17 protein-coding genes are annotated in these 25,682 nt (G+C 45.6%); 15 read left to right on the top strand and 2 right to left on the bottom strand.

The features are described from left to right. Positions 1–25: 25 nt before the first annotated feature. From DC345_RS21405 to DC345_RS21370, 8 genes are all read left to right on the top strand, one after another. Positions 26–3,109, top strand: a complete 3,084-nt coding sequence (locus tag DC345_RS21405) for an alpha-mannosidase (RefSeq protein WP_113054821.1) — start codon at positions 26–28, stop codon at positions 3,107–3,109. A 44-nt stretch (positions 3,110–3,153) separates the two neighbouring features. Continuing rightward, on the top strand, positions 3,154–4,080 hold the full coding sequence (locus DC345_RS21400; RefSeq protein ID WP_113054820.1) for an ABC transporter permease: 927 nt from the start codon (positions 3,154–3,156) through the stop codon (positions 4,078–4,080). A 12-nt stretch (positions 4,081–4,092) separates the two neighbouring features. Beyond that, positions 4,093–4,989, top strand: coding sequence for a carbohydrate ABC transporter permease (locus DC345_RS21395; RefSeq protein WP_063565068.1), 897 nt, complete (start codon positions 4,093–4,095; stop codon positions 4,987–4,989). 62 nt (positions 4,990–5,051) lie between these two features. After that, positions 5,052–6,704 (top strand): extracellular solute-binding protein, encoded by a 1,653-nt coding sequence (locus DC345_RS21390; protein WP_113054819.1) that lies wholly within the window; start codon positions 5,052–5,054, stop codon positions 6,702–6,704. A 142-nt stretch (positions 6,705–6,846) separates the two neighbouring features. Next, complete coding sequence (locus tag DC345_RS21385) at positions 6,847–8,856, top strand: glutaminase family protein (RefSeq protein ID WP_113054818.1); 2,010 nt, start codon at positions 6,847–6,849, stop codon at positions 8,854–8,856. Positions 8,857–8,874: 18 nt separating this feature from the next. Beyond that, on the top strand, positions 8,875–12,102 hold the full coding sequence (locus DC345_RS21380; RefSeq protein WP_258530747.1) for a glycosyl hydrolase: 3,228 nt from the start codon (positions 8,875–8,877) through the stop codon (positions 12,100–12,102). 255 nt (positions 12,103–12,357) lie between these two features. Next, a complete protein-coding gene (gene ptsG / locus DC345_RS21375) occupies positions 12,358–13,932 on the top strand; it encodes a glucose-specific PTS transporter subunit IIBC (protein ID WP_113054816.1) in 1,575 nt (524 codons plus the stop codon). Positions 13,933–13,937: 5 nt separating this feature from the next. Next, the gene (locus tag DC345_RS21370; RefSeq protein ID WP_113054815.1) at positions 13,938–14,663 is read left to right on the top strand and encodes an N-acetylmannosamine-6-phosphate 2-epimerase; all 726 of its coding nucleotides are present in this window, start codon (positions 13,938–13,940) and stop codon (positions 14,661–14,663) included. A 47-nt stretch (positions 14,664–14,710) separates the two neighbouring features. Here DC345_RS21370 and DC345_RS21365 read toward each other — a convergent pair whose 3' ends face one another. Then, positions 14,711–15,514, bottom strand: coding sequence for a MurR/RpiR family transcriptional regulator (locus DC345_RS21365; RefSeq protein ID WP_181586682.1), 804 nt, complete (start codon positions 15,512–15,514; stop codon positions 14,711–14,713). Positions 15,515–15,810: 296 nt separating this feature from the next. Here DC345_RS21365 and DC345_RS21360 point away from each other — a divergent pair, with 296 nt between their 5' ends. The 3 genes from DC345_RS21360 to DC345_RS21350 all read left to right on the top strand — a co-directional run bounded on the left by DC345_RS21360 (position 15,811) and on the right by DC345_RS21350 (position 22,046). Next, a complete protein-coding gene (locus tag DC345_RS21360; protein ID WP_113054813.1) occupies positions 15,811–19,875 on the top strand; it encodes an S-layer homology domain-containing protein in 4,065 nt (1,354 codons plus the stop codon). A 158-nt stretch (positions 19,876–20,033) separates the two neighbouring features. Continuing rightward, positions 20,034–21,083, top strand: coding sequence for a helix-turn-helix transcriptional regulator (locus DC345_RS21355; protein WP_113054812.1), 1,050 nt, complete (start codon positions 20,034–20,036; stop codon positions 21,081–21,083). A 168-nt stretch (positions 21,084–21,251) separates the two neighbouring features. Further along, positions 21,252–22,046, top strand: a complete 795-nt coding sequence (locus DC345_RS21350) for an SDR family NAD(P)-dependent oxidoreductase (protein WP_113054811.1) — start codon at positions 21,252–21,254, stop codon at positions 22,044–22,046. Positions 22,047–22,281: 235 nt separating this feature from the next. Here the strand turns inward: DC345_RS21350 and DC345_RS21345 are convergent, their stop codons facing one another. Further along, a complete protein-coding gene (locus DC345_RS21345) occupies positions 22,282–22,941 on the bottom strand; it encodes a helix-turn-helix transcriptional regulator (protein ID WP_113054810.1) in 660 nt (219 codons plus the stop codon). Positions 22,942–23,214: 273 nt separating this feature from the next. Here DC345_RS21345 and DC345_RS21340 point away from each other — a divergent pair, with 273 nt between their 5' ends. The 4 genes from DC345_RS21340 to DC345_RS21325 are packed head-to-tail and all read left to right on the top strand — an operon-like array spanning position 23,215 to position 25,640. After that, positions 23,215–24,510, top strand: coding sequence for an MFS transporter (locus tag DC345_RS21340; protein ID WP_258530767.1), 1,296 nt, complete (start codon positions 23,215–23,217; stop codon positions 24,508–24,510). 33 nt (positions 24,511–24,543) lie between these two features. After that, positions 24,544–24,849 (top strand): winged helix-turn-helix transcriptional regulator, encoded by a 306-nt coding sequence (locus DC345_RS32465; protein WP_113054809.1) that lies wholly within the window; start codon positions 24,544–24,546, stop codon positions 24,847–24,849. 50 nt (positions 24,850–24,899) lie between these two features. Continuing rightward, complete coding sequence (locus DC345_RS21330; protein ID WP_113054808.1) at positions 24,900–25,253, top strand: hypothetical protein; 354 nt, start codon at positions 24,900–24,902, stop codon at positions 25,251–25,253. A 30-nt stretch (positions 25,254–25,283) separates the two neighbouring features. Next, on the top strand, positions 25,284–25,640 hold the full coding sequence (locus tag DC345_RS21325; protein ID WP_113054807.1) for a HesB/IscA family protein: 357 nt from the start codon (positions 25,284–25,286) through the stop codon (positions 25,638–25,640). Positions 25,641–25,682: the final 42 nt, after the last annotated feature.

The following is a 25,682-nucleotide window of genomic DNA, read 5'->3' as shown; positions in this document are numbered from 1 at the left end:
ATGTAACAGAGAGGAGTATACTAGCATGCCATACGAACCGATAAGGCCAGAACGGTTAAAACAGATGTTAAACAAACTTCGGGAAGCCATATATGAGCCGATTGCCGAATTGGAAGTGACGGCTTGGGTTACACCAGAGCCCGTACCTTACGAGGAACGGATGACCGGCATGAAAGTACCACTCAAGCAAGGAGAACAATGGGGGGAGTTATGGGACTGTGCCTGGTTCCGTTTTGCAGGTAATCTTCCGGCAGTCACAGGTAACCGAACCACGGTCCTTTTGCTGGATGTCAACGGTGAGCTGTGTCTGGTTGACCATGAAGGATCACCTATCCAAGGGTTGACGACGATTAACTCCGAATTTGATTTCTCATTAGGTCTGCCTGGGAAACGAGTCGTGCAGCTTCATGAGACTTCTGTAAATGGACAGGAAGTTGAAGTGTGGGCAGATGCAGGCAATAACGATCTGTTCGGCAAGTATCGGGGAGGCACGTTGAAAGAGGCACTCATCGCCTTCTGCAGGGAAGATATTCGGGATATCTATTACGATACCGAGGTGCTCTTGGAGACCGCAGAGCAGCTTCATGACGGTTCCGCCCGGAAGGAGAGAATCTATCAGACGCTCTATGATATTTCAGTACAGTTGATTGATTTCTCGAAAGAGAATGTCGAGCAAGCGAAAAAAAGACTAAATGAACAGCTAACCCTGCAGGGGGGCGATCCGGTTTTAACCCTAAGCGCTGTGGGCCATGCTCATATTGATTTGGCCTGGTTATGGCCGATCCGTGAAACGATCCGTAAAGGAGCTAGAACGTTCTCAACTGTGCTTCGCATGATGGAGCGTTATCCCGATTATGTGTTCGGAGCGAGCCAACCCCAGCTGTATGAATGGATGAAGCAGCATTATCCCAAGCTGTATGAGCAGATCAAGGAACGTGTACGTGAAGGCAGATGGGAACCCCAAGGCGCCATGTGGGTAGAATCGGATACGAATGTGCCTGGTGGTGAATCACTCGTACGCCAGATTTTGTATGGTAAACGTTACTTCCAGCAGGAATTTGGCCTGGAAATGAACTCGCTCTGGATGCCTGATGTATTCGGCTACTCGGCCAGTTTACCCCAGTTATTAAAAAAATCCGGTGTGGATTACATGATGACCCAGAAGCTCTCCTGGAGTGAGTACAACCGGCATCCTCATCATTCTTTTTTATGGGAGGGAATTGATGGTTCAACGGTATTAACACATATGCCGCCAGAGGATACTTACAACAGTCCAGCAGCTCCACGTTCGATCATCAAAGCTGAACAGGGGTATCTGGATAAAAATGTATCAAGCCATGCACTAATGCTCTTTGGTATAGGAGACGGAGGCGGAGGGCCTGGCGAAGAGCATTTGGAGCGGCTGACACGGGAGAAAAACCTGCTTGGCTTGTCCCCTGTCATACAGGAGCCTTCTTGGAAATTTTTCGAACGACTTAATGAAGAACGTGAACGGTTCCAGACATGGCGCGGTGAGCTTTACCTGGAGAAGCATCAAGGAACCCTGACCAGTCAGGCGCGAAGCAAGCGGTATAACCGGAAGATGGAGAAAGCATTGCGTGAATTGGAGTTCGCCTCCGTACTTGTGGCTTCACAGCTAGGCAAGTCTTATCCGTCCGAGGCACTGGAAACGATATGGAAGGAAGTCCTCCTGTATCAGTTCCATGATATCCTTCCCGGGTCTTCCATCAAGCGTGTGTACGATGAGTCGCTCATACGATATGGAGAACTTTTAGATCAGACAGAAAATATGATCAACGAAACCTACAGCCATATAGCAGACCAGATCTTTTCAAATATCGATTCCTCATCCAGCTCCTCCGTGGTGATATTCAATTCATTGCCTTGGGAGCGTCAGGAATGGATTAACACGAATAGAAGCTGGCGCAAGGTTCAGGTTCCATCCATGGGATACACAATGGTATCAGATCATGTGGACCAGGATGCTATAGATGAGATCGCATCATGCGTCCAGGTAGTTCCGGGAATACAGGAGTCGGAATTTCACGTTTCCGCTGAAGAACGCTCTGTGGAGAACGACACATTCATCGTGAAGTTTGATCGGAACGGAGCCATTATCTCCATTCGGGACAAGGCAGAAGCTCGGGAAGTCATTCCGCAAGGTCATCCGGGAAATGCACTTCGTGTGTATCACGACGAAGGAGATGCTTGGGATTTCAGTCATGACTATTCCGCACATACAGGTATGACATTAACGCTCCATGACATTCGCGAGCTTCGTGACGGTCCCAAAGTCGGGCTGGTCTTCGAATATAACTATGGAGAATCCACTCTGATCCAGACCGTGGTTCTGACAGAAGGCAGCAGACGGATTGATTTCGAGACGACCGTGGATTGGAGAGAGAACGGGAAAATGCTTCGTACTTCATTCCCGGTGAATATCCGTACAGATCAGGTTCACTGTGAGATCCAATTTGGGAGTTTGACCAGACCAACTCATCGGAATACCATGTGGGACTTTGCCAAGGATGAGATATGTGCTCATCAGTGGATTGATTTATCGGAGCCGAATTATGGAGTCGCATTGCTTAATGATTGTAAATATGGTCATAGAGCCATCGATAATGTGCTGGGTCTGAATTTGCTGCGCAGCAGCTCGTATCCTGATCCGGAAGCGGATCGTGCGGAGCATACGTTCACCTACTCGTTATATCCGCATCAAGGCAACCATGTTCAGGCTGAGATCTATCGAAGAGGTAATGAACTGAACATCCCGCTTCGTACCGTTTCCTTATCATCTGTATCTGCGAAGAAGAACAGTAAGCTCCCGTATTCCAAAGCATTTCTTCAGCCGGATCATCCGCACATCATGGTGGAATCCGTCAAAAAAGCCGAGGAGGGAGACGACATCATCGTCCGTCTATATGAAACTTCGGGAACACATGCCACCACGGCATTACATCTTGGATTCCAGGTAGCAGAAGCGTGGACGACGGATCTTATGGAGAATATCCTTTCACCTGTTTCCATTGCAGGAGCATCCGAGATGGCTTTGTCCTTCACGCCATTTGAGATCATCACATTACGATTGAAGCTAGGACAGCTATAGCTGGGATGGTTGACCGTCCATCATGAGAAAGGAGAGGTTGGAATGTGATCAAGACACGAGTGAGCAACAATCGATTGATGAAGCGAATCTGGCAGCATAAACTCTTTTATTTGTTTATGCTGCCTGGAATCGTCTGGTTTTTCCTGTTCTCCTATGTACCGCTATATGGAATTCAGGTCGCTTTTAGGGATTACAATTTCGTTGGCGGATTCACCGGAAGTCCATGGGCAGGTCTTAAGTACTTTCAACAGTTCTTCAATTACTACCAATCCGGTGACATCATCCGTAACACGATCATCATCAGTCTCATGAAATTGCTAATTGGCTTTCCGATGCCTATCATTCTTGCACTCCTCTTAAATGAAGTACGAATGATCAAATTCAAAAAGACGGTTCAGACCCTTTCCTACTTGCCTTACTTCGTATCCTGGATCGTTGTGGTTACGCTGATGCAACGTCTCCTAACGCCGTATGGGGGGCCAGTCAATGACTTATTGGGTTCATTTGGAGCGGAGTCGATCCAGTTTCTGAACAATCCAACATGGTTCTATCAGATGATCGTCGGTTCAGACATCTGGAAGAATATTGGTTGGAATTCCATTATTTTTATGGCCGCAATTGCAGGTATTGATCAGCAGCTTTACGAAGCTGCCAAGATGGATGGTGCAGGACGCTTCAGACAGATGTGGCATGTGTCGCTTCCAGGTATCCGCAATGTAGCTATCATATTATTCATACTCGCTGTGGGCAGTCTGATGAGCGCAGGTTATGAACAACTGCTGCTCCTGAATGGACCAGCAACCGCCAACCTGGGCAGTGTACTGGACGTGCATGCCATTAACTCAGGGATTCGAGAGGGGCGTCTCAGTTATGCTGCAGCTGTCGGACTATTCCAAAGTGTTATAGCACTCATTCTGGTTGTAACCGTTAATCGCATCGCCCGCAAAGTCAGTGATGTATCCCTGTTCTAAGGAGGTGACCTTATGGAACGAAAATGGTCCTTATTCTCGGTGCTTAACTATATCTTTCTTGCTTTGGTTGGCTTCTCGATGATTTACCCGTTCATATATATCTTGGCTTATTCACTGAACGATGGTAAGGATTCGATGCAAGGCGCGATTTATTTTCTTCCCCGCCAATTCACGTTGGATAACTACGCACAGGTATTCGATAACGCACGGATTTGGAAGGCATATCAAATTACGATTATGCGAACCGTGCTGGGCACTTTCCTCCACGTTGTATTGTGTACACTCATGGCCTATGCACTATCAAAAAAAACATTGCCAGGTCGCTCCTTTTTCACCTTTTACATCTTTTTGCCCACGATTTTTAGTGCAGGATTCATCCCGTTCTTCATTACGCTTCAAAAACTGCATCTGATTAATAGTTTCTGGGTTTACGTTTTGCCCTTGTTGTTCAACTTCATGCACATCATCATTATTCGGACATTCCTGCAAGGCATACCGGAGGAACTGGAGGAATCCGCCCGAATTGACGGGTACGGTGATTTTCAAATTTTTGTACGCATCATTTTGCCTCTTTCCGGGCCAGTACTTGCAACAATCTCGCTGTTTATTGGGGTAGCCCACTGGAATGACTGGTTTTCGGGCGCTTATTACGTATCTAACAAAGATTTAATTCCGGTGCAGACCCTCCTGCAAGAAATGCTGACGGAAGCAGAGGCGTTGTCCAATTCGATGCAGCGTGCAGCACAGCAGGGAGGGCAGACGGTTGGTGGTGTCGGTGGAGCAGGAGCAACACCTGAATCACTTCGTATGGCCTTGCTTGTCATTACGGTTTTCCCAATCTTATGTATATATCCGTTTCTACAACGATATTTCGTGAAGGGGGTTATGATTGGTTCGGTTAAAGGGTAGATCATCCTGACCTGAATTTGCTAGAGCTTTACCGAGATCATTTATTCAAGGAGGCGATTGGTTTGAACAGGATTTGGTCGAAAGGCGTATCCATCTTGCTCGTGTCCATCATGGTTGGAGGTTTGCTGAGCGGTTGCACGAATTCATCAGGGAACGGGGAAGGCGCAGAAGGCGAGAACGGAAATAAACTCAAAATCTTGCACAATTGGAATGGCTCAGGCGGATCGGATAATGGGATAACCCCTGTCGAGGAAGTCATCAAAGAGAAAACGGGTGTCACTTTAGAGTGGGAATATACGAAAGGCAGCGAGACGGAGAAAGTAAACCAGATTTTCGCCACACAGGATTTGCCAGACATTTACACTGGACCTGCATGGGGCGGCGAGCTGGACGGGATCATCAAGGCTGCCAAAGAAGGACAGCTGGTCGATATATCGGATAAATTGGGAGATTACCCGAACCTGGCGAAATCCATTGCGAAAGAGAATGTGCCGCCCGCATTGTATGAAAAAGCAATAGATGCGTATGACGGCAAGAAATATTTACTTTTACAAAATCAGCCCGCAACGAACGAAGACGGCATGGATTGGCTGTATGGCTTCTATGTTCGTAAAGACATCGCCGAGAAAGTCGGTGTGGATCCTCAATCTGTTGAGACAAAGGAAGACTTCTATAACTTCCTCCAAAAAATCAAAGATGCCAACCTGAAGGAAAGCGGTCAGCCCGTGTTTCCACTGGGCGGCTTTAGTAACGGATGGTCCGTGGGGATTGGAAACACGATGTTCTATTCCGGAGCAGGCTATGTAGACAAAGGTGACGGAACGGTAGAACATAACTTTTTCACCAAAGGATACGAAGAATACACGCTATTCTATCGTAAACTGGTCGCAGAAGGGCTGATGGACCCTGAAGCCTTTACTCAGACGGATCCTATTGCCAAAGAAAAAATTAATCAAGGACGCATTGCTATCCTTGCCGCACATTATCCGGCCATTTTGGACGCCTCCAAAGAATATGTTACTTCACATCCTGGAAGCGATTACATCCCGATCGGACCATTGGAGCGGGCAGATGTTGACCCGAGCCGGCCTGTTGATCTAGGCATTCAAGGAAACAACGTAACGGCTATCACCAGTAGCTGCAAGGGCGCGTGTGTAGATGCTGCGCTCAAGTTTCTCGATTACATGGCTTCTGACGAAGGCTTCATGCTGGCCCGGTACGGAGTCCAAGGGGTTCATTGGGATATGAAGGATGGTAAACCTGTACCGAATAAAGAATGGTTCGATAAGTTTACAGCAGATCAATCCGGTAAAGTTCGCAAAAACGAGGGCATTTCCATTGGTCTGGAATCGATCACGGGGCTTGACCGCATCAATTCGGCAGCAGGCGGCGACATCTGGGCAGACCAGGAAAGACTCGATGCGATGGAAAATGCCCGGAAGATCCTGCGTCCAAACGGTATTCATGTAATCACAGCCTATAACCCGGGCGATGTGATTACCAAATCTCCGGAATGGGAAATGTTGAAGCCTTCCATGGACCGGATGGGAGATGCCTGGAAGGAAGCCATTTTCGCAAAATCGGATGAAGCGGCCCTTAGCATTATCAACGACCTCAGGGAACAGCTTCGCAAGACCGGATACGATCAAGCGATGCAGTTCACCAATGAGAATCTAAAAGGAAAAGATATTGTAACTGTTCAAATGCCGAACTAAAGCCGGAAGGACAGGTTACCGATTCGCACGGGAATCAAATAGGCTTTGCAGCGCCTTGGTGAACAAGGCGAGCGAAGCCTTTCCCTTTTAAGCAAGGATGCACCATTTACGTTGAAAAAATGAATTGAAGGAGTTGTAATAAATGACGACGTTTAGACCACCATCCGTACCTTTGATCACGGTAGACCCTTATTTTAGCGTATGGTCTGCTGCTGACCATCTCTATGATGATCACACCAGGCACTGGACGAACAAACCTCAGGGTATGGTTGGCATGATTGTCATTGACGGCAAAATCAGAAGATTTATGGGGAAAGTAGGCGTTCACGAAGCTTCAACCATTGAGGAGCCTGAAGTTCTCATTCAGACGAATCTTACCGTTGAGCCTGTAACTACCCGTTATACCTTTGAAGGAGAAGGAATCGAACTTGAGGTTCATTTTACCACACCACTATTGCTCGATGATCTTGAACTGTTATCCAGACCTGTGACGTATGTTACGTTCCATGTTCGAGCGATAGATGGTCAAGGCCATCAAGTGAAAATCTATTTTGATGTGACAGGTGAATGGTGTGTACATACTCCTGATCAGCAAGTCACCTGGGCGTCTCATGTAATCAATGAACAGTTACACGCCATGTCTATAGGAACGGTGGAACAACCTATCTTAAAACGTGCCGGAGATGATACGAGAATAGATTGGGGTTATATGTATCTGGTGGTTCAGCGATCTCATCAATCTCAATCAGTCATCCATGCGGTATCCAGGCGTGAGGAGTATGCCCAGTCAGGTCTTTTGAAGACAGGAGATGATTCTAACCAGCCAAAGTCCATATCTGGCGATATGGCTATTATGGCAACTGAAATGGATTTGGGTCTTATTCATGAAGAGTCGACATCCCGCTACCTGATGCTTGCCTATGATGATATTCATGCGATTGAATATTTTCACCAACCGCTGAATGCGTATTGGAAGAAAGAGGGTCTGACATTTGAGGAGATGCTGGTAAAAGCAGCGGATCAATATGAAGAGGTAGTACAACGATGCGACCGCTTTAATCGGGAGCTCTTAGCGGAGAGCCAAGCCGCAGGCGGAAACCAATATAGAGACATTCTGGCATTGACCTATCGGCAAGCAATTGCTGCACATAAATTGGTTGCTGATGAAGCGGGAGAAGTATTGTTTTTCTCCAAGGAAAACTTTAGTAACGGTTGCATCGCTACAGTGGATGTGAGCTACCCGTCGATTCCATTGTTCCTGAGATACAACACCGAATTGGTCAAAGGTATGATGCGTCCAATCTATAGGTATGCAGAGAGCACGGAGTGGACATTTGATTTTGCTCCACATGACGTAGGGACATACCCTCAAGCTAACGGTCAGGTTTACGGAGAGAACAAACTCGAATACCAGATGCCTATCGAGGAATGTGGCAATATGCTCCTGATGGCAGCTGCGGTATGCAAATATGAGAAGCATGCGGAATTTGCCCGTGAGCACTGGGGACTTCTCACCACATGGGCTTCATATTTGCTGCAACATGGACTGGACCCTGACAATCAACTCTGCACGGACGACTTCGCCGGACATCTGGCGCACAATGCGAACTTATCGATAAAAGCGATATTAGGTATCGCCGCCTATGCGTATATGTGCGAAGAGCTTGGTTTGCCGGATGGTTCCGTTTATCGTGAAGCGGCTGCAAAAATGGCAGAGGAGTGGTCATCCATGGCGACAGCAGGTGATCACTACAAACTGACTTTTGACAGCTCGGATGAGTCATGGAGCATGAAATACAATCTGGTGTGGGATCGTCTGCTCGACTTCAACCTGTTCCCAAAAGAAGTGGCTGCCAAAGAGTTGGCGTATTATCAGCAAAAACAGAATCGATATGGCGTACCGCTGGATAGCCGTGAGACGTACACCAAGTGCGATTGGCTCGTATGGTGTGCCTCCATGAGCGAAACGAAGCCTCAGTTCAAACAGATGATTTCACCTTTGTGGAACTTTATGAATGAAACATCGAGCCGTGTACCTGTAACAGACTGGTATGACACCATCACTGGAAAGCAGTTGAATTTTCAGAATCGGTCGGTTGTCGGTGGATTTTTCATTCCTCTGCTGAGAAAGACATCTGTATCAAAAACATGATGAGATCAGGTGATAAGTGTGGAAACGAAAATCACGGATATTCATACATTTCAAGAGCAGTTCAAGAATCCTGAGGCAACTTATCGGCCACAACCCTTTTGGTTTCTGAACCACAGTTTTAGCAAGCCAGAGCTAGAAAACCAAATTCAGTCCATGGTTGAAGCCGGTGTTGGTGGCGTTGTATTGCATGCACGTCATGGAATGCAGGCCGCGTACCTGTCAGAGGAGTTCATGGATACGCTGGATTTCTGCACAAAAGAGTGCCAGAAGCGTGATATGGTTGTCTGGTTGTATGATGAGGACAATTGGCCGAGCGGAACACTGGGTGGTAAGCTGACGAGGCAGTATCCCGAATATCGGATGAGATACCTGAGGGTTGAGGAACGAAGATATTTACACGATGCACAGCAGGAAATGTTATCTCTCGATTTTGCCACCTACGCTAACAATGAACTCATCGCAATTCTCGCTTATCGTGCCATCCAGCAAGAAGGGGAATGGCTGATATATGATCAACCTGAGAATATTACAGTGTTATGCGGACAGGAATGGAAGCCTGGAACCGACGAGGATTATATTATACTTGCCTGTTGGTCCTGTGAAATTGCTGAAGGGATCACGTTTGCAAAAGGGTATTATCTGGACACGTTGAACCCGGAAGCCGTGCAGGCTTTCATTCAGTCGGCATACGAGCCATTTCAGCAATTTCAGCCTCATTTCGGAGTGACCATTCAAGGTGTATTCACGGATGAACCTGGGCTCATGATCCACGACGGTTTTTTCGGAGTCGAAGCCATCCGAACGTCGGTTCAGGATGTGAATGCCACTCTGCCGGGTATCGTGTTCGCTTGGACCCATGGGATGGTGGAGCGCTATCAACAGGAGAACGGATATGATCTGATTCCAAGATTAGGCGCGTTGTTATATGGTATGGCCGACGGCAGCAGATCTGCGAGGCAGGACTATTATGATACGATTACCCGTTGGTATGTAGAAGGTTATCATGAAGCTATTCGTTCGTGGTGTGAATCACACAGCTTGCTGTACATCGGCCATACGCTGGAAGAACCCGTCTGGGGGCAGGCTCGGTCACAGGGTAATCAAACCCGCGTATTACAGCAGTTCCATTATGCGGGTGTGGACTACCTGACACATGGGATAGGTACAAAGGAGAATCCACATCGTATCGTATCCGTTAAGACGGCCGCGTCTGTCGCACAGTTGGATGGGAAAAAAAGAATTATTTGCGAGTCATTTGGTGCAAGCGGTCATGCTTATGCCATGCGACAAAGGCGGCTTGATGCCAATTTTATGGCATTTCTGGGTGTTAATCTGTTTATCCCGCATGCATTCTACTATTCATTTGCAGGGTATCGGAAAACAGACTTTCCACCTACCGAATTCAAGCATGCACCGCATTGGCCGCATTATCGAACTTTTGCCGATTATCTTGGTCGGTTGAGTGTACTGGGTACTTTCACGAAGCGTACACCTGAAGTACTTCTGTTATCACCCATCCAAACGGTATATGAGCATATGTTTTTATCCGGTGAATCGAACCAGCATCCAGCTGCGGATCAACTGTTTTCGTTATTGTCAGACCGCATGCTGCGCAGCTCTATTGATTACGATTATGTGGATGAGTGTCAGCTCAGAGAGGCAAAGATTACTCATGCTGGAGGATATCAGTTTAACGGAGAACGAAACGAATATTCGATTTTGATTTTGCCAGAAATTACGGTCATGTCGATAGACATCGCAAAACAGCTTGTTACCTTTGTAAACCGTGGTGGAACGCTTATTGCGATTGGGGCAATTCCTTGTGATAGTGAGCGACAGCGCCAAGATCCGGAATTACGGAAGTATATGAACGAACTATATGGATCCGATCATCAGTATGGGAAATTACAAGCGATTGGCAAAGGGCACAGCTTATTCTATTCCATGAAAAACACCGCTCATAACGACACACTTATGAACTTTTGTGTTCGGTTAAGAGAGTTAATGACATCATCCCCGGCGATTGCCTGGAAACAGATCGAAGGGAACACTGAGGATCTCATTACCATTGAACGCAAATTTGAAGATCATGTGCATATATGGCTGATGAACTGGTCGGAGCAGCCCGTGACCATTCAACTCCATCAGAAACCTGTAAAAGAACACATTGAAGAACAGATGGAAGAATGGAACTTGGAAAACGGGAGTATAAACCCGTTGAGTCATGATGCTGTTCTAACATTTGTACCGGGTGAGCTCCGGATTCTATCCGTTAGTCAGGATCATGTACCTGATTCACTTCTTACGGAAGAGACGACTCTTCCCAACGCGCAAAAGCCTATAAATCATAAAGTGCAAGATGCCGCCGATGTGTGGGTACTGGGTGATCATTGGCAGTTTCAGACTCTCGAACCCAATGTACTTGTGTTGGATCAATGGCAGGTCACATTGAATGACCGCCAGTCCAGAATGAATGCAACAATGCCAGGCCAAGTCAACACGTACCGGACAACATTTGCCGTAACTGAAGAATGGATCGAGCCTATGAAGTCACAGCAAGATGCAGTTCATTTAAACGAATCTGGAAATGAGCAGATCTTCACGATTGAGCTAATCCTTGACGATATCGAGCAAAAAATCCCATCCCATATTGGCTTCCTGCAACGCAGACGTAATGTTGAAATCTTTGTGAATGGAGTGCGGATGGAAGCACTCCGGCCTTCACCGTGGCAAGATAATGATTACGCTGGCGTGGATATGACCAAACATCTGGTGATAGGCGAGAATGTGCTTGAAGTTCTCACGGTTTCATTGCTGGAACCTATGCCAGCCATTTCCTTTCCTGCTTATCTGATTGGTTCATTTGCTATACAAAATCAGACTACATTAACCGTTGAACCTGAACAAATGACTGCGGTTTGGAATGTTGAAGGTTATCCTTTCTATTCGGGAGCAGGCGTGTACTCGCAGCAAGTGGATTTGTCTGATGTCAGCTTGAGTCCGGAAAATGAAATTTGGCTGGAAGCGGAAGAGATTAGAGAGACGGCCTGCCTGTACGTGAATGGGGAGCAGGTTGGCATCCGGTTATGGCCACCCTATCATTGGAACGTCACGTCTTACATGCTGCGTGGTAATAATGTAATCGACATTCATGTGGCTAATACACTGGAGAATCTATACGGAAAGTCATCCCTACCTTCAGGCATGAATGGGCAGGTAAAAATTTTAACTAAAATAATGAAATAATCCACGATTCAGGTTTAGGTTTTGGATTCGTCGGGGAAGAATATGAACGCAATAAAGTCGCCATACTGGCGGCTTTTTTTTGCATTGAACCGAAAAGACTGAGCTTTGATACGCTGGAAATAATTATATTTGAACCGGGTTATTCATCAAATGATTAGACCTCACACGTAATGAAAGCGATTTAAAATTGTGTTGACGAAAACCATTTTCATAATTATTATGTAAATGAAAATAGTTTTAGAGAGGTGGATCACTGTGAAGCAATATTTTGAGAAGGCTCAGAAGTTTGGTAAATCGTTCATGCTTCCTATTGCTGTTTTACCAGCGGCGGGTCTATTACTGGGGATTGGAGGGGCCTTGTCCAACGCCAATACGATTAACTCGTATCCATTTTTGCAGATCACATGGTTGCAGCAAGTGTTTACGGTGATGAGCAGTGCAGGAAGTATTGTATTTGATAATCTTGCTTTGATCTTTGCCATTGGTGTAGCCGTCGGACTCGCCAGGGCGGACAAAGGTACAGCAGGTTTGGCAGCTGGACTTGCCTATCTGGTCATGAATGCATCGATCAATGCGATGCTTGTCAATTCGGGTAAACTTGCGGCAGATCATTTGGCTGGTGCCGGTCAAGGTATGGTACTTGGAATCCAAACCTTGCAAACTGGTGTACTCGGAGGGATCGTTGTCGGTTTAGTTACCGCATGGCTTCATAATCGGTACAACAAAATAGAACTTCCTCAATTCTTAGGATTCTTTGGAGGTTCACGTTTCATTCCTATCGTTTCATCTTTTGCGGCCATCTTTATTGGTATTGCTTTGTTCTTGATCTGGCCAACGATCCAGCTTGGCATAACGCAGCTTGGAGGTTTGGTCGATAGAACTGGGTATATCGGAACACTGTTGTACGGATTTATTTTACGGATGCTGGGTCCACTTGGGTTGCACCACATCTTTTATCTGCCTTTCTGGCAGACGGGAGTTGGCGGAACAATGGAAGTTGCGGGAAAAGTTTACGAAGGAACACAGAATATTTTCTTTGCTCAACTGGGAGATCCTGCAACCGAGAAGTTCTTCTCGGGTACATCCCGATTTATGTCAGGTCGTTTCATCACGATGATGTTTGGTCTGCTCGGTGCGGCGCTCGCTATTTATCATACGGCCAAGCCTGAACGTAAAAAAGTAGTTGGCGGACTGATGTTGTCTGCGGCCCTCACTTCGTTCTTGACAGGAATTACGGAGCCTCTGGAATTCTCATTCCTGTTTGTTGCTCCAATCCTGTATGTCATTCACGCCGTATTTGATGGCTTGGCATTTATGCTGTCGCATATTTTTGAGATTACAATTGGTCAGACTTTTTCAGGGGGATTAATCGACTTTATCTTATTCGGGGTACTTCAAGGTAATGCCAAAACCAACTGGATTATCGTTCCCATCATCGGTGTGGTCTGGTTCTTCCTTTATTACTTCACCTTCCGAATCTTGATCGTGAAGCTGAATTTAAAAACTTCGGGACGTGAGGAAGAGGTAACATCGGAGCCAGACACCAAAACGCAAAGTCAGCCCTCCAATACAACCGCATCAGCGAAGGGTGAAGAACGCTCCATTGCTATCCTGAATGGACTTGGAGGTGCAGACAACATTAATGAATTGGATTGCTGTGCAACACGGCTTCGCGTATCTGTGAAGGATATCGAGAAAGTTCAAAAGGATGCGCTTACAGCTACAGGAGCCAAAGGGGTAGTACTTGTCGGTAACGGAGTGCAGGTTATTTATGGCCCTCAGGTTACGGTGATCAAAAATGAAATCGAAGAAATTATGGAAACGGAGTAATTGCAATGAATTTAGATAAATTAGATAACTTAGGTTTACAAGGTGGTCTCGTTGTATCATGTCAGGCTTTGGAGCATGAGCCGCTTCATAGTTCGCTGATCATGGGACGCATGGCAGTCGCAGCAAAAGAGGGAGGAGCCATCGGCATTCGTGCGAATACGGCGGCAGATGTGAAAGAGATCAAGGAGCAGGTTGATCTTCCCGTCATAGGCATTGTGAAAAGAAACTACGGAACCAATCCCGTATTCATTACACCAACGATCTTGGAAGTGGATGAGCTTGCCGAGGTTCATGCAGAGGTTGTTGCGGTTGACGCCACTTTGCGTGCGCGGCCGGACGGTAAAACACTGGATGAATTCGTAAAGGAAATCCGCACCAAACATCCTCAACTTCTATTAATGGGGGACATTTCAACCAAAGAGGAAGCCATTAATGCAGAACGACTTGGTTTTGACCTGATCTCTTCTACATTGGTTGGATATACAGAGGAGACAGCAGGGCTTAAACTGTACGATAATCAATTTGCAGCCTTGAGGGAAATTTTATCTAGCGTACAAACGCCTGTTGTTGCGGAAGGGAATATCATGACACCGGAGATGGCGGCAACGTGTCTGGAAGCTGGAGTCTATTGTGTAGTTGTGGGAGGAGCCATTACCCGCCCGCAACAAATTACGGAACGTTTTGTCTCTGAAATTGCAAAATTGAAGCAGTCTTCTCCTTCTGTCCAATAAAAAAAGAGAAATGAACAAACAGCCAACGAATCAAGTTGGCTGTTTGTTTATTCAGCTGAATAAAGAGCTTTTAACGTTTGCTGCCGCGCATGGAGTAAATGTTCATCTTCAAGTAATAGAAGAGAAATCACATCCAGGATGTAAATGATAGCCAATTGGCTGTTGATGAAGTGTACATCTCCGGTTCGCCCGATATCGGGTGTGAAAATGCATAAATCCGAGACTTCAGACAGCGGTGTGTGATCAAAATTAGTAATTCCAACAACTTTGCTTCCTCTTTTTTTGGCTGCATTTAATGCATCACTGACTTCCAGTGTTCGTCCTGAATTGGATAAACCAATGACCAGATCATCTTCACCCAAAAGGGAAGCGCTCATGATCATCATGTGCGAATCCGTCACCGCATCAATGACGATATCCATCCGCATTAGTCTGTATTTGAACTCCAGTGCAGATAAACCTGAACTTCCCAAACCATAAACATAGATTTTGCGTGCTTTTTTTATGTACTGGACCACTTGTTCAATCCTGTCGGTATCCAGCATTTCTGCGGTTGCGTTAATGATATCATTGTGGATCTGCTGTGTTCTTATAAAGAAATCCGTTTGATTGCGGGGTTGATCCACTTCACGGTTAAGCCGAATTTTAAAATCTACAAATGTAGAACAACCTACTTTTTTACAAAATCGAGTAATGGTCGACATGGAGGCATTGGTGTAAGCAGCCAAATCCCTAATATTAATGTTATTAATGGATGATTTATTGCGCATCACATAATCAGCGATTTCCTTTTCTTTTGCTGAAAAACGCTGGTATTCAAGCTGCAGCATGTCAATGACACTGGATGACATTACGAATCCCCTTTCCCAGAACATGTTAACTTTTGTATAGTCTGTCCTCATTAGTCTACTTCCTAAAAGCCAATTCATCAAACTTTAAAAATAGTGAGTATATTTTATCTAAATAGGAGTGAAAACCATATTAATTATTATGTTAACTTGAAATGTTATCGAAATTATAAGTTTAATAAATGTAAGAGTTTACATAAGTTTTACTTCCCGCTAACCGGATGCTGATCTTCCCTTGTTATGCTAGGCCTGTTTGGATTTACATAAGCCAACCAATCATACATACAAAGGAGAGAATTATGATCAGTCACCTCTACAAAAAAGTGTTATCCATCCTGTTATCGATTGCTTTGATATTCGGATGGCTTGCGGGATTTGGGGGAGTTAATTCAGCCCAAGCCGCATCATTGTCGGAGCCTGAGATGCTATTACAGCGTAATGCCAATTGGAATTATTTCGATCAGGGACAGGATCTGCAATCGGATTGGCGTGCTTCATACGATGATTCGTCCTGGAATTCGGGACTAGCTCCATTCGGTTATAAAGACAATGGTAATGGCGTAAGCACTTCCTATTTTGGACCTCTTCAAACGGAAGTCAGTTACGGTCTGGACAAAAAATTCAAACCCCGTACAACCTATTTTCGGACAAACCTTACCGTTAACAAGGACCAAATTGACGATTATGGTCAAATTCTCGGCACATTCGGTATTGATGACGGTGCAGTGATCTATGTGAATGGTGTGGAAGTCATTCGTTTTGGCATGCCGGACGGCGAGATTGAGTACTCTACCAAAGCAACTTCTGGTAAGGATTTGCCGGTAATGTATGAGGATATTGACCTCACTGCGCCGATGAAAGCCAATTTACGTGATGGCTCAAACGAAATTGCGGTCGAAGTACATCAACAGAGCGACAGCAGCTCGGACCTGTATTTTGACATGGAACTTAAAGCCTTGGCTAACGCGCCATCGCTGGATATCAGCAAAGTAACGGTTACCTTCTATGGAGATGCAACAAGTAGCAAAGGCTTTACCTGGTATACTCCTCTTGCATCTGCACAGAGCACAGTTCAAGTGGTGCCGAACCAAGAAGGCGTTGCCGACTTTAGTATGGCCCAAAGTTTCAATGGGCGTGCAACCGTAGCTTCCAACTCCCCGGGAGAAATGGTGCATAAGGCGGAAGCGACAGGCCTTTCCCCTGACACTTCTTATTCTTTCCGTGTTGGTGATCTGGATCTGGGCATATGGAGTGAGGTTGGAACGTTCAAAACGGCTCCGGTTGATGGAGCATTTACCTTTATCGACCTGACGGATACACAAGCGAAGGAAGAGGATGAGGCGATCCTGTCCGGATCTACTCTGTCCAAAGCACTCGCGACTGTTCCGAATGCTGAATTTGTCGTCCATAACGGAGACGTTGTAGAGAATGGCACTTCAGAGCAGGAATGGAATTGGCTGCTTAGTCATTCGCAAGCCAGTCTTATGAACACGACCATTGCACCATCTGCTGGCAATCATGAGAATAACAACTATGCGTTCTACGAGCATTTTAATGTGAAGCAGCCAGACGGTGCTGCAACGGAAACAGGCGCATATTATTCTTATAATTACAGCAAAGCCCATTTTATCGTATTGAACTCCAACGAGAATTCAACGGAGTACTCCAACTTCTCGAATGAGCAAGTCGCATGGATGAAGCAGGATGTAGCGGAAGCAAAAGCCGCAGGAGCCAAGTGGATTATCGTTAACATTCATAAAGGTCCATACACGACATCGAATCACGCTACCGATAGCGACATTATTGGTGCAAATGGGGAACGAAAAAAAATCGCCCCGCTCATGAACGAACTGGGGATTGATCTGGTCCTTCAGGGACATGACCATATCTATGCACGGACGAAACCGATCAAGAGCGATGGCACGGCTGAAGAAGTGTCCAAAATAACGGAGACCTTCAATGGGCAGAGCATCGAGTACGCGGTTAGACCGGATGGAACCATTTATATGATTCCTGCTACTGCCGGGGCCAAAGTATATTTCAAAAACGTAAAACCGGCGCTGGGTGAAGCGTACTTCAGCTTGTTCGAGCGTGCGGAGGAAAACCACGCACGGCAATATGGAGACACTACAAGTTTGGCCAGAGGTCATGTGCAGAACTTCGTTTCATTGACCATTGATGGAGAGAAGCTGTCCGCCATAACCTATGAGATTGACCAAAATAAAAATAATGCTGAGCCATTTATTGTGGATACGTTCGGAATCATCAAGGAATCGGATACAGTTCCTGTTCCAGAACAGGTAAACAAGGTAACGGTAACGTTCCATGGAGATCCTACCAAGAGCAAAGGCTTCACGTGGTACACTTCCGATCAAGTAACGAATAGCGACCTTCAGGTTGTAGAGAAAACAGCTGCAACACCTGATTTCACGCAAGCCAAATTGGTTCAAGGGCGCTCTGCAAAACCTGCGAATGCTCCTACAGAACTGATGCACAAAGCAGAAGTGACAGATCTGAAAGCTAATACAACTTATTATTTCCGTGTAGGCGATGCTTCTCAGCAAGTATGGAGCGAGACAGGTACCTTCCGTACAGCACCGGAAAATGGAAAATTCACTTTCATTGATCTGGCGGATACACAAGCGAAGGAAGAGGATGAGGCAATTCTATCCTCTGAGACATTGGCCAAAGCATTGGCTACAGTACCAGATGCACAATTTGTCGTTCATAACGGGGATATCGTCGATAATGGAGTGAAAGAGGAACAGTGGAACTGGCTGCTAGGGCATTCGCAAGAAAGCCTCTTAAATACAACCATCGTTCCGTCCGCAGGGAACCATGAGGACAAAAATTATGCGTTTATCGATCATTTTAACATCCAGTCACCGGTGAATTCCGCTACGGAGACGGGAGCTTACTATTCTTATGATTACAGCAATGCGCATTTTGTTGTGTTGAACTCCAATGAGGATTCGGACGAGTATGACAACTTCTCTTTAGAGCAAGTCGAGTGGCTGAAGAAAGATGTTCAGGCTGCCAAGAAGAATGGATCCCAGTGGATAATCGTTAACATTCACAAAGGGCCGTACACGACGTCAAATCACGCAACGGATTCCGACATCATGGGAGCAAACGGTGTACGTACCAAGATTGCACCGATCATGGCGGAGCTTGGCATCGATTTTGTACTCCAGGGACATGATCACATCTATGCCCGCACAAAACCGATTGATCAGCAGGGGAAAGCGCGTCAGCCAGAAATGATCACGGAGATGCAAAATGGACAGAAAATCGAGTACTCTGTGAATCCGGATGGCACGATCTATTTGATCCCGGCAACAGCTGGTCCAAAAGTGTATTATAAAAATCCGAGCACAAGTCTTGGTGATGCTTATTACAATCTTTTTGAACGTGCAGAAGAGAATCATGCAGCCAAATATGGCCCTGATCCGAATGACAATCGTCGTCCAATGCGCAGTCAGGTACAGAATTTTGTAGGCATTACGATTGACGGCAGCAAACTGACAGCTGTAACGTATGAAATTGACCAAAATCTGAACGGAGCAGCCCCGTTCATTATTGATCAGTTCGGTATTGTGAAGAAGACAGAACCATCAAATCCGGGACCAGGAACGTCCAACCCGGGAACATCGAATCCTGGCTCCGGTTCAGGCTCAGGTAACGGTTCCGGCAGCAGTAATGGCTCTTCAGGAACCGGTGGCGATACAACAACTGGAAACGGTTCGAACAGCGGTAGTGGTAGCGGAACTGATTCCGGCAACAAACCGGATACTGGATCAGGCAATAACGGAAACGGAGGCACAGCGCCAGCGTTGAAAGATACAGCTGGACACTGGGCAAAATCTGCAATTGATAAAGCCCTGGCGGCTGGATTCGTCAATGGTTATGGTGATCAGACCTTCCGTCCGAATCAGAAAGTCACACGTGCCGAGTTCATTACGATGCTGGGCCGTGCCCTGAATCTGAATACCGTAAGCGAGAGTATTTACTATACGGATGATAACAAGATTCCTTCTTGGGCGAAACCGTATATTACAGCAGCTGCGTCCGCTGGCATTGTCAATGGTTACGAAAATGGCTCGTTCGGCCCTAGCAAGACGCTTAGCCGTGCAGAGATGGTAACTATGATTGCACGCGCTGGCGGAATCCAAACGAATTCCAATGCGAAGCTTGATTTCAAAGATGCAAAGGATGTCCCAGCATGGGCAGTATCCTATGTAGCTTCTGCCGTGGAAGCAGGTCTGGTGGGCGGTGTAGGTGGCAATCGATTTGCTCCGATGCAGACAGCTACCCGTGCTGAAGCAGTTACACTTATTGTTGGGCTTCTTGAACAATCGAAATAACACTAAACCTAATTTCCAAGAAACCAATGCGGAACGTTCCCGCATTGGTTTCTTGTTTTATTCTGGGGACCAGAAAATATTGGAGACATTGCAAAAGAATCAGAGTCCCTGTACAGTGGATGAATCATTAAGCAAAGAATCCCAGAAGGAAGGTATTTATGAAATCCCACACCTCTGAGCGTATTAAATTCCCGGTAGGGTTTTGGACAGGCTTGCATCAATTAGGGATTGCCGCCCACGATGTAGCGCGCAATGCACAACTGCCGCTCACGATTATAACTGAACCAGCCGTCACGACCGCTCAATATTTTGCGATCTGGCAGGCATATTCCGATCTCGTCGGTGACACGGCCGAAGCAATCATCAAGCTTGCAACCGTCTTTGAAACAGGGAAATACCCGCCAAGTGTATTAGCAACCTACCATGCGCGTGACTACCGTGATGCATTACACCGCATGGCTCGGTACAAACAACTTTGTCCCCCTGAAAGCTTACGTATTACTGAGGAAGGCGATGATTGTTCAATTGAACTGGAATGGTTAACTAACGAACAACCAGGTCCGTCATTGCTGGTTGGAGTCACATTGGCATTTCTCCTCGAACTTGGGCGCCGGGGAACAGGTCAACCTTTGACCGCTCGGCTTGTTGAATTTTCGCATACCATGGGCGATGTTCGCACCCTTGAGACTTATTTTGGCTGCCCAATTCGGATTGGTGCAACATGTAATCGGCTCACCTTACATCGTAAAGATTTGGACCGTTCGTTTCTTTCATACAACGAAGAGTTACTGGAGATCCTTACTCCCGCCCTGGACCGATCGCTGGATGAACAGCAGGGCAGTCGTTCTATTACAGAGATGGTCAAATGGATTATGAAACGCAGTCTCACAGGAGGTCGCCCTGACATTCAGGTCGTTGCCAAGGAATTGGGTATGAGCGATCGGACCTTGCAGCGCCGGCTTACAGAAGAGAATACCAGTTTCAAGCATCTATTGACACAAGCCAGACATGAGCAGGCACGAGCCTACTTGGCAGACCCTACACTGGACATTAAAGAAGTGGCTTTCTTAATTGGATACGAGGACCAGAACTCGTTCTATCGTGCCTTTCGTTCATGGGAAGGGGATACGCCAACGAATTGGCGTACGGAATATTTAGGTGCGAATTCACGATCCGAAGGACCCTCAGCATCAACAACTCTTCATTAATTAAGTGCTTTGTATCATTTGGCGTGTTATGCAAGAACTTTGGCGTAACACGCTAGTTACTGGACAATGTAGACAAGGTAATATAAATCCTATCCGGAGCACAAGACTGTTTTTAACACGAAAACGAATCAGCTTGCCGCTACAAGAAAATAAAAGGAGTAGTGTGATATGGATATGGGTTTATACGGTAAAACAGCTTTGGTTACAGGATCGACGAAAGGGATAGGGAAAGCCATTGCGATTGAACTTGCCCAAGAAGGGGTTAATGTAATCATCAATGGACGAAATGATGCAGAGGTTGAGCGCACGGTTCATGAAATAAAGTCCGATTTTCCCGCTACCTCACCTCAAAAAGCTACAGCTGATCTGGTGGACATTGGTCAAAGAGAAGCCTTATTTGAAAAATACCCCCAAATTGATATCCTGGTGAACAATATGGGGATATATGAAATGATGCAATATGAAGATATCAGCGATGAGGTTTGGGAGAAGTACTTCCGTACGAACGTGCTCGTTGCAAATGCATTGTCCAAATTTTATATGTCTAAAATGTTGCAAAATAATTATGGTCGCATTATCTTTATTGCGAGTGAAGAAGCCATAATGCCTTCAGGACAAATGCCTCAGTATTGCATGACCAAATCCATGTTATTATCGTTGTCCAAAAGTTTATCGAAATTAACGGTAGGAACAGAAGTTACCGTCAATACAATCATGCCAGGACCAACCCTCTCTGAAAATGTGCAACAAATTATTGAGAGTATCTACCCTGATGAATCGATGACTTTTTTAGAAAAAGAGAAGGATTTTATGCGGAAAAACCTGCCTCAATCCGAAATTCAACGATTTATCAAGCCTAATGAGATAGGCAGATTGGCTACATTTGTATGCAGTCCTTATGCATCGGCATTCAAAGGTTCTCCAATTCGTATGGATGGGGGAATGGTACCTACCATCTTCTAAACTTAATATACAATTGAACGAAAAGAACCATGAGCTGAGCTCAAGGTTCTTTTTTTGTTTCCAAATATCGATAATCTTAATGAATCAAATCCAATTCGTTATCTGATACAGAGATTGATTTTATAACAAGCTCACTGAATGTTTTCACGGCATTTGATCATATCCTCACGATTATCTCGATATACTGGTTTACCAATACGATTGCATCCTCCATGCGAATCTATACCGAAGGTAATCACGAATGATGTTCTCTAACCGTATATATGCAGTTTCTTCCTCCAGCCAAAATATACTCTCCCCGTTCAATATGAACTTGATCTCCAAGAACTGTTTTGAATAAATGCAATTCATTCTTACATAACCCGGTACATACTGCTGCAGCTTCACAGATTGGACAATGCTTCTCTATAAATAAGAGGCTACCATCGCCTTGATCCTTGACCTCGGCCATATATCCTTCATTTGTTCGAATTTCAGCAAGTTTTTCAAGCCTTTCCTTCACGCCGCATGCATCACCAATGTATTGAAGATATTGATCTTGCATGTTTTTATTCCGCACACTGAGCAGCTTGTCCAGCCCTTCATTTCCGAAAGCTTCTTTCATGGAATTGATCAGACTGACGGATAACTCCGAATAGCCACTAGGGAAAAAACGATCAGCAGCGGGGGTTAATCTCCATAGTTTGGTTGGTCGGCCCATAGGACGAGCCTCTTCTTCGAAAGTAACCAATCCTTCTTCTTTCAGTGCATTTAAGTGCTGCCTGATGGCCATGCCAGATAACGCAAATTGGGAGGAGAGTGCAACCACATCCATTCCACCTTGATGCTTAAGCAGGTTAATGATTGCTTTTCGGGTACTGGTTGAGGCATCCTTTTTCGTTTGATCCCGGCTCATGGTGAACCTCCTTTTTAAGCAACTGAATCTTCATTATTTCATACATTTTAAACAAAAACATTGACAAAGTCAAAAGTGAACTGTAGTTTAAACTTTGTAAAGTAAAATGTTTACTAAGTATCCGGATACGGTGTATACATAAAAATCTCTTGGAGGTCACATATCATGTCGTCCCATTCTCAAAGTATCTTCAGTCCGCGTTATTTTGCATTATCCATAGGAATTATATTGTCAGTGATGGCTGTTGGATTTGAAGGTTTGTAGGTAACGACGATTGCTCCTTCCATTGCTGGAGACCTGAACGGCCTTAACCTGTTCGGCTGGATATTCAGTACATATCTGCTTGCACAGATTATCGGAACCTTGGTTGTTGGTCGGATTATTGATAGGAGGGGACCAGCAATACCCTTTACGCTAGCACTTCTTTTGTTTATTGTTGGGCTGGTCGCTGCCGCAACTGCAGGAGATATGTATACCATGATCGCCTCACGGGCCATGCAGGGTTTGGGGGCCGGGGCTATGATGACTTGCGTATACACGGCCATTTCCTTAAGTTATCCGGACGAATTACGTGCCAAAATACTGGGAGCATTCGGTACAGCCTATGTTCTTCCGTCCATGCTCGGTCCATACATTGCAGGCCTTATTGCAGATCAGTGGTCATGGCGCTTTATGTTCTGGGGGATTCTACCGATCCTGTTGGTTTCAGCACTTCTTAGCTTACCTGCGTTTACAAAGTTAAAATCACAGCCTGTACAAGGGGAGAATGGATCTGCCGCTACATGGATGGCGCTGCTATTAACGATAGGTACAGGGACTTTATTAGTGGGACTTGGCAAGCTTCCGTCAATTATTGGATTTGTTATTGTCCTCATCGGGGGAGTACTGATGGTATACCCACTGCGCAAACTGCTGCCGGCGGGAACCCTTGTTTTGCGAAGAGGTATGCCCGCTATACTCGCTACGCGTGGACTGTTCTTCGCTGCTTATACCAGTACACAAAATTTCTTGGTATTGGCTTTAATTGAGGTGAAAGGCATTACACCTTCTCAGGCCGGATTAATTGTAGCAAGCGCTGCACTGAGCTGGTGTGTCATTGCTTATTTGCAAGGACTTTGGGACTCGGCAGATCAGGGTCGTGGACGTCATACACGAATTATTATTGGTGTACTCCTGCTTGCCATCGGAATCACCATCGTATTTTGGGTTCCTGTGGTGACCGTTACTGTAGCGGTTATAGGTCAGATCATAGCTGGAATAGGCATTGGATTAGCGCATCCGATTAGCGGTGTTGTGGCGTTTTCCCAAACAGGAGAGGGCGGCGTTGGCAAAACTTCGGCAAATCTGCAATTTGCAGATTCGTTTACACCAGGCGTAGTTATCGGGATCGGCGGTTCCATCCTGGTGGTGTGTCAAGCTGGCGGGATGTCATTGCAATCAGGATTAATCGTAACGTTGGGTTTTCATCTGGTGTTGATCGTATTGAGCTTGATTGCCAGTACTCGGATTGCACCAGAAACAGGACAAATAAAAATGGGGCTACGATCGTTGGGATTGAAAAACAAATAAACGGGGGTAAGCCAAGGAAGGTGTGTTCATGCGATGCTGACTTCGGATACCGAGAAACTTTTCACAGCCTATCGTATTATCGGAACGAAATGGACGATCCATATCCTATGTACTCTTTCGCAAGGTCCTAAAAAATTCAGCGAAATTTACGAACATGTGCCTTCCATCTCAGAAACGATCCTCTCCAAACGATTAAAAGATCTTCAGAATGATCAGTTGGTGAAGAGAAAAGTCCTAACACATCCCATACAAATCATGTATGAACTTACACCCAAAGGGGCCGCTCTAGCTGCTTTCATACCCTGTTTGATGGAATGGTTTACTACAAACATGAATTAACCCAAAGGAATATCCTGCGATTGCCATCATTTTATCCGGAGGTTTTCTGAATGAACCATGTGTTAATCCTATCCGATACGCATCACATTGTTAAAAGTTTAAGTTTGTTGATTCAAACCGAGCCGTCTTTACATGTATTGGACGTTACTCGTAATGTGATCGGTAACATGGATCAACTTCCGGATAATTCTGTGATCATCATAGATATGAATGTGGACAATATCGAGCTGCTTATAGAACAATTTCCCGAGAAATATCCAGTGATATTGTACAGCGGATCGCTGGAACTTATGGATATTCCTATTCATTTGCAATCAGCAGGTTGTCGTTATTTTAATGCATATACGAGTCCTGAAGAAATCATTAAGATTTTAATGGGCTGCTTTCAAAATACAATAAGCTAGCCAAAAAATACGCTCCAAGGAGGTATAACAATGATTCAGGTCAGTGAAGCAGCAGCAGAAAAAATCGTTGAAATCCTGGCAAGTGCGGATACACAGAAATCTTTCCTTCGGGTAGGGGTGGATGAGGGAGGATGCAGTGGACTATCCTATACCCTAATCGTAGATGAACAGCAAGCAGAAGGGGATATCTTATTAGATAAAGGTGTGTTTCGTATTTTGGTTCACACCAATACGGTTCCATATATTGATGGACTGGAAATTGATTACGAAGAAAGTGGAATGTTAGGGGGATTCACCATGAATAACCCTAATGCAAAAGTTTCATGCGGATGCGGGGCCAGCTTCCGGATGGCGAATTATCGTGGTGAGGTCAGAAAATGTGATTAATTGTCAGGATCACGGAATAATATCAACCAATATCTCATATTA

This window comes from Paenibacillus taichungensis (assembly GCF_003287275.1).
In the GTDB taxonomy this organism is placed as follows: domain Bacteria; phylum Bacillota; class Bacilli; order Paenibacillales; family Paenibacillaceae; genus Paenibacillus; species Paenibacillus taichungensis_A.
Note: the sequence above shows the minus strand (reverse complement) of the source record. Positions and strands in the feature narration are given on the sequence as shown.

Excerpts from the sequence above, each read along its gene's own strand:
- DC345_RS21405 (WP_113054821.1), top strand. The coding sequence starts at position 26 with ATGCCATACGAACCGATAAGGCCAGAACGGTTAAAACAGATGTTAAAC.
- DC345_RS21395 (WP_063565068.1), top strand. The coding sequence starts at position 4,093 with ATGGAACGAAAATGGTCCTTATTCTCGGTGCTTAACTATATCTTTCTT.
- DC345_RS21385 (WP_113054818.1), top strand. The coding sequence starts at position 6,847 with ATGACGACGTTTAGACCACCATCCGTACCTTTGATCACGGTAGACCCT.
- DC345_RS21370 (WP_113054815.1), top strand. The coding sequence starts at position 13,938 with ATGAATTTAGATAAATTAGATAACTTAGGTTTACAAGGTGGTCTCGTT.
- DC345_RS21365 (WP_181586682.1), bottom strand. The coding sequence starts at position 15,514 with ATGTCATCCAGTGTCATTGACATGCTGCAGCTTGAATACCAGCGTTTT.
- DC345_RS21360 (WP_113054813.1), top strand. The coding sequence starts at position 15,811 with ATGATCAGTCACCTCTACAAAAAAGTGTTATCCATCCTGTTATCGATT.
- DC345_RS21355 (WP_113054812.1), top strand. The coding sequence starts at position 20,034 with ATGAAATCCCACACCTCTGAGCGTATTAAATTCCCGGTAGGGTTTTGG.
- DC345_RS21350 (WP_113054811.1), top strand. The coding sequence starts at position 21,252 with ATGGATATGGGTTTATACGGTAAAACAGCTTTGGTTACAGGATCGACG.
- DC345_RS21345 (WP_113054810.1), bottom strand. The coding sequence starts at position 22,941 with ATGAGCCGGGATCAAACGAAAAAGGATGCCTCAACCAGTACCCGAAAA.
- DC345_RS32465 (WP_113054809.1), top strand. The coding sequence starts at position 24,544 with ATGCTGACTTCGGATACCGAGAAACTTTTCACAGCCTATCGTATTATC.
- DC345_RS21330 (WP_113054808.1), top strand. The coding sequence starts at position 24,900 with ATGAACCATGTGTTAATCCTATCCGATACGCATCACATTGTTAAAAGT.
- DC345_RS21325 (WP_113054807.1), top strand. The coding sequence starts at position 25,284 with ATGATTCAGGTCAGTGAAGCAGCAGCAGAAAAAATCGTTGAAATCCTG.